Here is a 12760-nt window from a genome sequence, read left to right as displayed (position 1 = left end):
CTGCTTAAGCAACCGCTTCTTCCGCCGCCGTCTTGCCGATGATGCTTTCGTCTTCGCCGTCCATCAGGCCGAATTCCATCAGCAGGTCTTCGAGTGCATCCATGGTGATCGGGGTCGGGACGACGAACATCTTGTTGTCGATGATCTTCTGCGCGAGGCTGCGGTACTCGTCGGCCTGCTTGGCCTTGGGGTCGTACTCGATGACCGTCATGCGGCGGATCTCGGCGCGCTGCACCACGTTGTCGCGCGGCACGAAATGGATCATCTGAGTACCCAACTGACGGGCCAGCTCCATGATGAGTTCATCTTCGCGGGCGGTGTTACGGCTGTTGCAGATGAGGCCGGCGAGACGCACGCTGCCGGAGCTGGCGTATTTCACGATGCCCTTGGCGATGTTGTTGGCGGCGAACATGGCCATCATCTCGCCGGAGCAGACGATGTAGATTTCCTGCGCCTTGTTCTCGCGGATCGGCATGGCGAACCCGCCGCAGACCACGTCGCCGAGCACGTCATAGAACACGAAGTCCAGATCGGCTTCATAAGCGCCTTCCTCTTCGAGGAAGTTGATGGCGGTGATGACACCGCGACCGGCGCAGCCCACACCCGGCTCAGGACCGCCGGACTCGACGCACTTGATGTTGCCGTAGCCGACCTTGAGCACATCTTCCAGTTCGAGGTCTTCCACCGAACCCGCTTCGGCGGCCATCTCCATGATGGTATTCTGCGCCTTGGAGTGCAGGATCAAACGGGTCGAGTCGGCCTTGGGGTCACAGCCGACGATCATGACCTTTTTACCCAGCTCGGCCAGACCGGCGACGAGATTCTGGGTGGTGGTGGACTTGCCGATACCGCCTTTGCCGTAGATGGCGCATTGACGCATTGCCATGGATTGCTCTCCTGTGGTGCCTGCTGTTGCAAGCGTTGAACGAATTCACTCGACGACAGTAATAAAGCAACCCCCGTGCCAGTTTTTAAATCAGACCTAACTGACTGATTAAAAAATAAAAATAAACCCAATCAAATGACAGCGTCATTTGATCTGGTCGCATCCGCGACAAAGCCGCAGGGTCTGCATGGACAACAACCGACAAATCGCACAAACCGAGCGACACCCGACACCCACCCTCCCCGCCTGTGCGCGGTTGCCAATGAATCGCTGCAACCTGCCCGCCGTGATCCTGGGCAGTCTGACCTATCAGCAGCATCCGGTCGCACTGGAAATCGACGGCATTCGCGACTTTCATGCCGGGCTCTTCACCACCCTGGACTCACTGCCCGATCAGCCGACGCGCGCGCAGCGTTTCATGGATTACATGACGGTGCGTTTTCTGCTGGAGGAACCGGAAGAGGCCGGACTGATGCCGGGACGCCAGCGCAAGTCGCGGGTCAACGCCAACTATCTGCGTCTGGTGCGCGGCTGGTCATTCGATTCGGATGGACGCGAGGGGGCGGTGCTCAAACGTTGGGTCGAGAGCCGCTTCGGTCTGCTGGCGCGTCATCACGCCGGCTCACTGCTCGATCACAGCGGCGATGCCTACCAGCGTTATCTGCTTGAAGGCGCGCGGGGTCTCTATGCGACCAATGCACTGGAGGCGCAGCTCGACCTGCTCTATACCTATTGCCAGTACGAACTGCGGCGCGAACAGTCTGCGGCCAGCCATCTCAGACTCTATCGCGGCATCAACCGCATCGATGATCACGAAATCCTGGGAACCTGTGGCGCCGGGCGCTACCGGGTGCTCTTCAACAACCTCAACAGCTTCACCAGCCACCGCGAGCGGGCGGACGAATTCGGCGATTACATCCTCATGACCCGGGCTCCGCTGCCCAAGGTCTTTTTCTATAACCGCCTGCTGCCGGGCATGCTCAGAGGCGAGGATGAGTATGTCGTGATCGGCGGGGTGTATGAGGTTGAGATCAGTACGATTTAAACCGCGTCCAGCGCGACAGGCATCATTTTCAGCTTGTGTTCAGCCCTGCGGATGTCACCGACCTCAGTGGAGACGCGGTTTAAGATTTTATATTTTTCAATATCTTAATCCGAGCCGGCACACACAGTCGTCGATACTGTCAAGATCGATCCAACCCAAAACATCGCATACTGCGCTGGGCGCGGTTCCGGGGTGTCAACGCCGCTCAGGATGCGTAACGGGACTCCGAGTCGCCCTTACGCCCTCGCGACGTGACAACTTTTTGGCCCGGGCTCGTCCCGCTCCGGGCCGCCGCTCCGCCACAAGCAGCGCCCAACGGGCGCGCTTGGGCTGCGCACCGGCCCTACGACGAATGACTCGACGGCGTCTCGGAGGCGCTTGCATATCGCCTTCGCCGCTTCGGGACCGCTGGCCCCTACGCGACTCCGGCGCTACGCCCGCGCTCTACGCCTACCCGGGACTACCGGCCTTCGCTTCGCTCTCCATGGCCGGCAGCGTAAGCGTGCTTATCGACCCTGGCCTAATCGCCTGACCAGCAAACCAAGCACGATCATCGTCAACGCCAACCCGATGGCCAGCCAGTTGTGAAACCGGACAAAGGGCGTCGCGCCAACGCGGGGCTGCACCTCGGCGGTCGCGCCACCGCGCACGAATGAGGGCACGGAAGCCATCGTCCGACCCCGCTCATCGACGATGGCCGAGATCCCGGTATTGGTCGCGCGCAGCAGAAAACGCCCGGTCTCCAGCGCGCGCATACGGGCAATCTCCAGATGCTGATGCGGGGCGAGCGAATCACCAAACCAGGCATCGTTGCTGACATTGATCAGAAACTGCGCCTCGGGCAGCGCCTGCACGACCTCGGTCGGAAAGGCGTCCTCATAACAGATGGACGCACCGGCCAGATATTGGCCCACCACCAGCAGGGGGCGCGTCTTGTCGCCGCGACTGAAATCCGACATGGGCACCTCGAAGAGTTGCACCAGCGGGCCAAGCCAGGATTTGAAGGGCATGAATTCGCCGAAAGGCACCAGGTGGCGCTTGGCATAGAGATCCTCGCGACTGCCGATGCTGAGGAGGCCGTTGTAATAGCGTCCGGTCTCCTCCATCACCGGAATGCCGAGCACGATTTCAGTGCCCTCGGCGCGGGCGCGTTCGGCCAGGGGCGTCAGCAGCGGAGCGCGAACCTGATGCAGAAAATCAGGCAGTGCGGTCTCCGGCCAGACGATCAGATCCGAGTCGAGATGATCCAGGGTGAGCTCCAGATAGGCCTGCGCGATCATGACCCCGGCGTCCGGCGCCCATTTGACCGCCTGCGGGATATTGGCCTGAACCACGCTGGCCTTGAATGCCGGGCCAGAAGGCTCGGTCCATTCGACCTGCTGTAGACCGACGCCGCCGAGCCAGATCGCCGCCAGAAAGGATCCCGTCGCCAGACGGGCGCGACCCGGCCAGCGGATCAGCCCCCACAGCAGACCGCCGGAGAGCGCGACCAGCAGACTGACGCCATAGACCCCCGCGACCGGCGCATAACCGGCGAGCGGCCCCTCGATCTGGGTGTAACCGAGATTGAGCCAGGGAAAGCCGGTGAAGAGCCAGCCGCGCAGCCATTCGAGCAGCACATAAACGCCCGGCAGCAGAAGCAGCGGCCCAACCCAGACCGAACCGCCATCCAGACGGCAGATCAGCCAGCCGGCCAGGCCGTAATAGAGCGCCATCGCCCCGATGAAGAGCGCCGTCAGCAGATGGGCGACCCAGGCATCCATGTTGCCGAACTCATTGAGGCTGATACGGATCCAGAAGACCCCGAAACCCAGCAGGCCCACACCGAACAGCCAGCCACGCCAGAAACCGGCGCGCGGTGTCGCGCCCGTCAGACTGTGGAAAAATCCCAGCAGCGCGAGAACGGCGAGCGGAAAGAATGAGAAAGGCGCAAAACCGAGGACAAGCAGCGCACCGCTGCCGAGGGCAAACAACGCGGGGAGAATCGGAGCAAGACGCGAGTGAAGCAGAGGCTGCATGGAAACCGCCAGGGGTTTGACTGGAAACGCCGCTGTTTCTAGCAGTCGCGACCCCTGGGGTCAAATGTTCAGTCAGGCATCGCCATCATGGTCATTGATGCGCCAAACGTCGAAGTCACTCAAAACTCAGCATCTCGCGCTGGATGCGGTTTAGCTTGAGGCCGTAAACGGCAGCCGGTCATTCAGGCCGTCCAACTGGCTGCCGGTGTCCTTGAGGCTGCTGACGATACGTTCCATGGCGGTGAACTGGGCGGTGAGACGGGCGGAGATGCCTTCCATCCGGGTATCAAGCAGACTGACCTCTTCCTTGATCCCGTCAAGCTGCTTCTGAATGCCGTCCTCGCGTGTCTTGAACACGCCCGCTGCGCCCTGGAAATCATCGATCAGCTTGGATAGCTCACCGGCAATGCCGCGCGAAAAGCTGATTTGGAAGGCGCCCTGTGCTGTCGCCCCCTCGCTGACGCTCAGATTCAGGCCATAGGCAGCGGAGTCGAGCGCGGGCAGCAGCACATTGCCGGCACCGAAACCCTCCTGACCGTTGATGGTGCCTTTCACATCGACACCATCAGTGCTGGTCAGACCCGACGATGCGATACCCAGGGCGGCCATATCGGCGCTGGCCTCGGTGACGCTAACCTTCGAGATCGAACCATACTCACGCGAGACGAAGCTGAACGATTGGACGCCGGTATCGGGATCGGTATTGATGTTCACATCCACTGCCGCCCCCGCCTTTTTCAGCGTGGCGTCGCCATTGATCTGTGATTGCAGATCGGCGCGCAGTTCCTCGACTGAGGCATAGCTGCCGGTGAGTGTGATGCTACCGGATTTGATCCCATCGACACTCATCTTGAAACTGTAATCCAGACCCGGGCCGGAGGTCACTAGCGTCGGCGTGCTGAATGAATGGGTCATGGCCGTCAGGCCGGTGCCGGCTGCGGTCAGGCTGTTATCAATGCCAAGCTCGGCCATCTGGGGGCTGGCCTGCGTGAAGCTCACCTCGGACGCCTCGCCGGACTGCCGCGAGACGAAGCTGAATTTTCCGGTCTGGTCATTGAAGCTGACATCCACGCCCGCCCCGTCGGCGGTGAGCGCGGCATCGCTATCGAGCAACGATTGCAGGTCGTTGCGCAGAGCCTGAGGGTTGGCATAGGTACCAGTGAGCTGGATCAGGTCCGATCCGACCCCATTGACATTGATTTTAAAGCTGTAATCGCCGGGGGCGGACGTATCGAGCGGGGTCACGAAATCCCCTGTGTCCGGGTCGAGCGCGAGCGTCATGTCGTTCGCAGTGAGGCTGGCAGCAGTCGGCGTGAACCCCAGCGCACCCATCTGGTTGCCGATCGCGCTGAACGTAACCGGGTCGGTTGGACTGGTTTGACTCGCAAAGCTGAAACGCCCGGTACCGGCATCGAAACCGACCGTCACACCCTTTCCCGCCAGACTGGTATCGGCATCAATCTGCGTTTGCAGCGCCGCAACCAGGGCAGCGCTTGAACCATAACTGCCGGTCAGTTCGATGGTGTCGGACTGGGTTCCGCCCACGTTGAGCTTGAAACTGTAGCCGCCGCTTTCCCCGGAGGCTACCAGTGACGTACCCGTCGCCAATGGATGAGTGATCGCATTGCCAACCGCCTGCCCTTTCGTCGGATCGCGGGTGATGACGACATCGTGCGTGCCCGAGACCGCGCGATTGGCAAAGGTGCCGGGATTCACCGAGACCGCCGTGTTGGTCGAACTGCTGCGGGTGGCAAACAGACTTTCAAGCTGGTTGAAATTCCCGCTGATCGCCGCGCTGAATTCCTTTTCATCAATCGAAAGCGAACCGTCGCGCTCAGTGCGGATCCCCACATTGGTCAGCGCCGTGAACCCGCTCTGCACGCCCGGCACGGAGCCACCGATGGTCTCGCGCAGCCGGCTGATCATGGTTCGGGCGGCGCTGTCGCCGGCCAGCGCCCCGCGCACCAGCTTGTTGTCCTTGTCGCGGCTGTAGCCCACCAGTTCCTGGGCGCTCTTCTGAAACGTGTTGTAGGCCGTCACAAAATCGCGAATCGACTGCTCGGCGGTACTTTTGTCTGCGGTAATCGAAAAACTCAGGCTCTCGCTAGGTGACGCCTTGTTGATTGTGAAAGACAGTCCGGGGATCACATCATCAATGTCATTGCTTTCGCGCGTGACTTTCAGGCCATTGAGCGTCAACTCGGCATCCTGCGCTGCCTGGGTCTGCGTTGCCGTCCGGTTCGTGCTATTGAAGTTGAAGTCACTCAGACTGGCGGTGCTGCCTGTGATCTCCATGGCGTTCGATTTGCCCGAGGGCGAGGTCAGCATGAGCTGGAACTGGCCATCCACTTTCAGCACCGACGCCTGCACACCGGCATTCTGGCTGTTGATCTTTTCGGCAATGCTATCAAGCGAATCGGTCGCCGCGACGCTGATCTTGAGCGAGGCACGATCATTGTTGACATTGAATGTGGACGCATTCTCCCACTCGCCAAAACGAATGTTCAGATCACCGGATTTGCCGAGTGCGGCGGCACGGTCAGACTGGCTCGCCATCGCCAGTGATTGGGCGCTGGCCACCTGCGTGACTTCGATCTTGTAAGTGCCGGTCTGAGCGCCGGGCGCCACCTTGTTGGCCGTGATGACATCGGAACTCGGCACGGAGACCGAGCGGGCATTGAAGAGATCGTTATCGCCCAGGGCCGCCATCGCGGTTTGAACGCTATCGAGCGCGCTCTTCAACTGACCATAACCGGAGATCTGCGCCTCCAGCTTTTCCTTGCGCGCATCGAGCCGTTCTTGCTGGGGTGCGCGCTCCACCGCCGTCAACTGGGTGACGAGTTTGGCGATATCGATCCCCGAACCGGCGCCAAGCGAACTGATGATGTCGTTGCTTGCCATGATTGCCACCCCTCAGCGTTTGGGGCAAGCCACTCCAAGCCATGCCCGCATTGATTCTCTGAATCTTTATCGGCACCCGCACCGAAATCTTGAATTGACTGGCCGATCCTGAGTGAACCGAGCCGGGCGGGGTATTCGCCCCGTCCGGAAGCTTTCAGGCCCGGTTTGGCAGGGGCGGAATCACACGAAACTCCTCGCCCAACTCGATGAACTCGGCAGGGCGACCGATTTTGAGCGATTCGCAGTAAACCGTCGGCAGGTCGCGCCCGCGACGGTCATAACGCAGGTTATCCGTGAAGTTGACGATGATCGGATTCACGACATAGGAGACGCCGATCTTGAGCTTTTCCGGCGTGATGGTATTGGGCCGCTTTCCGGCTCGCGTGCAAGCGACTCGGCACGAACGCCAACTGATTTGAATTCGATCGCTGCATTTTCGCCCTGTTCCAGCATGGAACATGGCGATCAACTGGCTTTCAGACATGCAATCGTTGCTAAGCCTTTTTGTTAAAAATCAATCCCACCAGACCATCGACATATTTTGCGAATTTCAAGGTTTCTTCACTTGGGATCTGGCGGATGACTTCCTTGGTTTGCGCATCCAGCACCCGGATCACCATGCGTTCGGACTCTTCGTCAAGCTGAAAGGTCAGCGTCTGCTTGCCGTTCTGCATCATCTCGTTGATCTTATCAACCGCCTCGTTCAGTTTCTCGACCGTCTCCTGGTCACTCGCCTTGACCGCGCCGGATCCGCCGCGCTGGAATGCATCCAGGCTGCTGGCATGAGCACCGGTCGTCACGCTGGCCTGACTGCTCTCGGGCGCAGCGCCAGCCGAGCCGTTCTCGACGTTCGGGGCCGGGCGCATTCCGGCGCCGCTGGCAGACGGAATCGTCCGTGTCAATCCCGCCAGACTCAAGGGATCGCTGGCCATATTTCTCTCCTGTTCGCACGGGCGGTTCCCGCGTGGAGAACCGCCCATCTGTCACTCACCTGACCTTCAGTTTAACGCAGAAGCGAGAGTACCTGCTGCGGTGCTGCGTTGGCCTGCGCCAGCATCGCGCTGCCAGCCTGCGTCAACACCTGCGAGCGCGAGAGCGAGGCCGTTTCCGCCGCGAAGTCCGCGTCCTCAATGCGTGAGCGCGAGGCCGAGGCGTTCTGCGAGATGCTGGACAGGTTGTTGATGGTGAAGTCCAGCCGGTTGTTGACCGCACCCAGATCAGCGCGCACATCGTTCACCTTTTCGAGTGCGTTGTCGATGGCCTTGATCGCCTTGTTTGCGCCCTCGACGGTCGAGATGTCGATGCTGGCGAGCGACATGCCGTCTTCTCCGCCGCCGTAGGTGCCGACGCTCAGACCCGAGAATGAGAGATTGGCATTGGTTCCACGCCCAATATCGATCTCTTTGTCCGATTTGAGGGTGTATTCACCGACAAAGACTGTTGGTTCGGCAGTATCACCAGTGTCGGTTGCGATATCAGCAGTAGCAAATCCGACCTCGCTTCCGTTTTCGACTGCAACCGCAATGTTGCGCCCATCATCCGCAATGAGCTGCACGCCGCCACCCATTGCACTGCCACTGGTTCCATCAGATCCGTTGATGCCGGTATCGACCGCCCGCACACCGGTTTCTGCGGTTTTTGCATTCACTGCATCAATGAATGCCTTGCGATTGGCGCTCATGTCGGAGTCTGCTGCGGTGGTTACCGTATCCAGCAGAACGCCATTGATCCTGGCGGTCACTGTGGCACCATCATTTGTTTGTGCAACTGTGTTTTTGGCGATGTTCTGGTTCGCCACCGCCGTGACGCCGGTCTTGTCGGACACCAGATTGAAGGCTGCCGCCTTGGCAATGGCGCTGTATTCCTTGCCATGACTGGATGCGGTGTCGTCTATCGCGTAGGAAGGCCCGACCGAAACGCCGTTGACCAGAACATTGCCCGCCGTCATCGCCACAGCCGAATCTTTAAGATCCGACGATACCTGGGTCGCAGTACCGCTGTAGTTTCCCTCGACAAAGCCCGCGTCGGCAGCACTGCCGGTCGCACCAGAGGTGATATTGATCTCTTTGCCGCCGGTGGACACCAATGTCACTGTACCAGTGGTGATAGAGAAATCATTATATGCCCTGGTAGGCGGATCGGTCGTTGCGTCGGTGACAATCACGTCGGTCCCTAAACCCATAGATTTAGAAGCCGTTTCGCCGCCTATTTCACTTAGATCCAACGCGATGTTGCGTCCATCCGCCGCGACGAGTGAAACGCCCCCATTTTCACTTCCGGTATCAACAGCCGTGACACCCGTCCGCGCCGATTCTTTATTGATGGCATCAACAACAGCGGCACGACTTGCTGCATTACCCGCCTGGCGGGAGGACTCTGTCGTCGTATCAAATGCCTGAGTCGAGATCTTGATCGTAACGCCATTCAATACGATGTTACCGTCCTGAGCCGAGCCATCATGCTCGCTCATATCCTGACCACCAAGCTTGGTCTCGCCCACCACCGCCGTGACGCCGGTCTTATCGGTTTGAGCATTGATGGCAGCAGCAGTCGAAATGGCGCTCGCGCTCTTGCCGTAAGTTGAAGCAGTATCGGAGGCAGCGGTCGCGCCACCGATGGCAATTCCGTTGATGGTGAGGTCGCCGTCGCCCAAGGACTTGAGAAGCGTACTCACGTCCGGATCCGTATTAGCTGCTTCATCGACTACGTTCGCAAAATCACTACCGCCACCCGTCCGTCCCAAAGCGCCCACACCCGCCGTCTTCGCCACACCCAGCGATTTGGAATCCATGACGCCGATATTGACGCTGATGGTCTGATTGGCCTCGGCGCCGATCTGCAACTTGACATCTTTTGATGTGCCGTCGAGCAGATTCATACCGTTGAAATTGGTGCTGGAGGAGATACGATCCAATTCCTTGACCAACTGCTGGGTCTCGGCGTTCAGGGTCGAGCGGTTGCCGCTGGTGTAGGTGCCGTTGGCGGATTGCACCGACAGCTCGCGCATGCGCTGCAGGATGTTGGACGATTCGCTCAGGGCGCCTTCGGCGGTCTGCACCAGCGAGATACCGTCGTTGGCGTTACGCACCGCCTGATTGAGGCCGCGCACCTGCGAGGTCAGGCGGCTGGCGATGGCTGAACCGGCGGCGTCGTCCTTCGCTGAGTTGATGCGCATACCACTGCTCAAACGTTCCATCGACTGCGCCAGCCCACTCTGGGACTTGGTGATCTGGCGCTGTGCATTCAGCGATGCGATGTTTGAATTGATGACCATTGCCATGACTGTATCTCCTGTCTGTGTTGAGTCGGCGGACTGCTGGACATCAGCGGTAGGCCGTGGGGTAATCACTGGGATCCGTTCAAGGTATCGGCTGATGGGCTGAAACCTTTAGCCGGGCTGGCTGGGCGAAGCATTCAGAGTACAGCGTTCACTCCCTTGCGTTTAACCCGCACTTGCAAATCGGCACCGAAGACCTGAAATTGGCTGCCCTTAACCAGGGTTTTTCAAGCGAGGTGAACATGACGGACGAGGATCTGATCGACAGCGAGATGGAAGACATGGAGCCGATCCAACTGGCGCGGGCCAATGACGTCCTGCCCATCGAAATCCATCTGCTACCCGTCGCATCCCGCCCCTTCTTTCCGGGACAGGCGGTCCCGCTGATGATGAACGCCGAGCACTGGGCGCCGACCATCCGCGCGGTGGCCGATACCGACCACAAGATCCTCGGCGTGGTGCTGGTCGATAGCGAGACCTCGGAGGAGGCCACCACCATCAATTTCAGACGGATCGGCACCGCCTGCCGGGTCCATCGTATCCATCAGCAGGACGGACACCTGCAAGTGCTGGTGGAATGTCTCCAGCGTTTCAGCGTCGCCGACTGGGTCAATCCACAGACGCCCTTCTGCGCCCGTGTCGCTTATCTGCCCGAGCCGGAGGGGCCACCCAACGCGGAGGTCAAGGCCTACGCGATGGCGGTCATCAACACCATCAAGGAGCTGCTGCCGCTCAATCCGCTCTATGTCGAAGAGCTGCGGATGTTTCTCGACCGCTTTGGCCCCGATGACCCGTCACATCTGGCCGATTTCGCCGCCAGTCTCACGACCTCCACCAAGCAGCAGTTGCAGGAGGTGCTGGAGATCCTGCCGCTGCTTCAGCGCATGGAAAAGGTCTTGGTGCTGCTCAACAACGAACTCGAACTCGCGCGCGCCCAGCAGAAGATCCGGCGCACGGTCGAGGAGAAGATGCACAAGCAGCAGCGCGAGTTCTTTCTGCGCGAACAGCTCAAGGCGATTCAGAAAGAATTGGGCATCGCCAAGGATGATCGCACCGCCGAGATCGACAAGTTCCGCGCGCGGCTGGAGAAGCTCACGCTGACCGAACAGGCAGGCAAGCGGGTCGAGGAAGAGCTGGAGAAAATGGGCATGCTGGAGACCGGCTCGCCCGAGTACGCCGTCACCCGCAATTATCTCGACTGGATCACGCTGCTGCCCTGGGGCCTGCATTCAGCGGACAAGCTGAATCTCAAGCGCGCCCGGCGCGTGCTGGATCGCGACCATTACGGTCTGGAGGACGTGAAGGGACGCATCCTGGAATTTCTCGCGGTCGGCATCCACAAGGGTGAGATTGCCGGCTCCATCATCCTGCTGGTCGGGCCACCCGGCGTCGGCAAGACCTCCATCGGCCATTCCATCGCCGATGCACTGGGACGGCGCTTCTTTCGCTTCTCGGTCGGCGGCATCCGTGACGAGGCCGAAATCAAGGGCCATCGACGCACCTACATCGGCGCCATGCCCGGCAAATTCCTTCAGGCCATCAAGGATACCGGTACCGCCAACCCGGTCATCATGCTCGACGAGATCGACAAGATCGGCGCCTCCTATCATGGCGATCCGGCCTCGGCCCTGCTGGAGGTGCTGGATCCGGAGCAGAACGCCGATTTCCTGGACCATTATCTGGATCTGCGCTTCGATCTCTCGAAGGTGCTCTTCGTCTGCACCGCCAATCAGTTGGACAGCATTCCGGGACCGCTGCTGGATCGCATGGAGGTCATCAAGCTCTCGGGTTACATCGCCGAGGAAAAGCTCCAGATCGCCCGCAAATATCTCCTGCCGCGTCAGATCGACCGTGCCGGACTCGGCAAGGGCGCCATCAAGCTCGATGTCAGGACGCTGCGTGCACTGATCGAGGGTTATGCGCGCGATGCCGGGGTGCGCCGGCTGGAAAAACAGCTCGGCAAGATCGTGCGCAAGGTCGCGGTGCGGATGCTGGAGGGCGAGGAAACGCCGATCACGGTCAATGAACCCGATCTGAAAGGCTATCTCGGCAGCCCGGTCTTCCGCGATGAGCGCAAGCTGTCCGGCCCCGGCGTCGTCACCGGTCTGGCCTGGACCTCAATGGGTGGCGCAACACTCTCGATCGAGGCAGCGCGCACCCACAGCTTCGCGCGCGGCTTCAAGCTGACCGGCCAGCTTGGCGATGTCATGAAGGAATCGGCGGAGATCGCTTACGGCTATCTGGTCAGCCACGCCAAGCTGTTTGGCGCGGATCCGGCCTTCTTTGAAAAGTCATTCATCCATGTCCATGTCCCCGCTGGCGCCACGCCCAAGGACGGTCCTTCAGCCGGCGTCACCATCACCTCGGCGCTGCTGTCACTGGCGCTTGATCAACCCGTCCGCCGTATCGCCATGACCGGCGAGATCACACTCACCGGCGAGGTCTTCCCGGTCGGCGGTATCCGTGAAAAGCTGATCGCCGCCCGTCGCGCCGGCATCCGGGAAATCATCCTGCCCGAAGACAACCGGGGCGATTTCGAGGAAGTGCCGGAGCATGTGCGCAAGGGTCTGCTGGTGCATTTCGCCTCACAGTATGCGGATGTCCTGCCGTTTCTGTTCAAGGCCGGTTAGACG

8 protein-coding genes are annotated in these 12760 nt (G+C 60.2%); 2 read left to right on the top strand and 6 right to left on the bottom strand.

Translation table 11 applies throughout. The annotated features are described in order from the left end of the window. Positions 1–4: 4 nt before the first annotated feature. A complete protein-coding gene (nifH, locus tag EDC35_RS13755) occupies positions 5–886 on the bottom strand; it encodes a nitrogenase iron protein (RefSeq protein ID WP_132977826.1) in 882 nt (293 codons plus the stop codon). 187 nt (positions 887–1073) lie between these two features. Between nifH and EDC35_RS13750 the strand changes: the two genes are divergently transcribed. After that, the gene (locus EDC35_RS13750; protein ID WP_132977825.1) at positions 1074–1931 is read left to right on the top strand and encodes an NAD(+)--dinitrogen-reductase ADP-D-ribosyltransferase; all 858 of its coding nucleotides are present in this window, start codon (positions 1074–1076) and stop codon (positions 1929–1931) included. A 506-nt stretch (positions 1932–2437) separates the two neighbouring features. Here EDC35_RS13750 and lnt read toward each other — a convergent pair. The 5 genes from lnt to EDC35_RS13720 form a co-directional block, all read right to left on the bottom strand. Next, positions 2438–3949: an apolipoprotein N-acyltransferase gene (gene lnt, locus EDC35_RS13745; RefSeq protein ID WP_132977824.1), complete on the bottom strand. Its 1512-nt coding sequence runs from the start codon at positions 3947–3949 to the stop codon at positions 2438–2440. A 150-nt stretch (positions 3950–4099) separates the two neighbouring features. Further along, entirely contained in the window at positions 4100–6850 is a 2751-nt protein-coding gene (gene fliD / locus EDC35_RS18875; protein WP_243651670.1) for a flagellar filament capping protein FliD, read from the bottom strand. A 154-nt stretch (positions 6851–7004) separates the two neighbouring features. After that, the gene (locus EDC35_RS13730; RefSeq protein ID WP_132977823.1) at positions 7005–7334 is read right to left on the bottom strand and encodes a hypothetical protein; all 330 of its coding nucleotides are present in this window, start codon (positions 7332–7334) and stop codon (positions 7005–7007) included. A gap of 10 nt (positions 7335–7344) precedes the next feature. Continuing rightward, on the bottom strand, positions 7345–7782 hold the full coding sequence (locus EDC35_RS13725) for a flagellar protein FlaG (protein ID WP_132977822.1): 438 nt from the start codon (positions 7780–7782) through the stop codon (positions 7345–7347). A 71-nt stretch (positions 7783–7853) separates the two neighbouring features. Continuing rightward, positions 7854–10130 (bottom strand): flagellin N-terminal helical domain-containing protein, encoded by a 2277-nt coding sequence (locus EDC35_RS13720; RefSeq protein ID WP_132977821.1) that lies wholly within the window; start codon positions 10128–10130, stop codon positions 7854–7856. Positions 10131–10369: 239 nt separating this feature from the next. On the opposite strand from EDC35_RS13720, the gene lon reads away from it, so the two are divergent. Further along, positions 10370–12757: an endopeptidase La gene (gene lon, locus EDC35_RS13715; protein WP_132977820.1), complete on the top strand. Its 2388-nt coding sequence runs from the start codon at positions 10370–10372 to the stop codon at positions 12755–12757. Positions 12758–12760: the final 3 nt, after the last annotated feature.

This window comes from Thiobaca trueperi, assembly GCF_004342175.1.
Lineage (GTDB): Bacteria > Pseudomonadota > Gammaproteobacteria > Chromatiales > Chromatiaceae > Thiobaca > Thiobaca trueperi.
The sequence above is the reverse complement of the archived record's forward strand: the minus strand, read 5'-3'. Positions and strand labels throughout refer to the sequence as shown.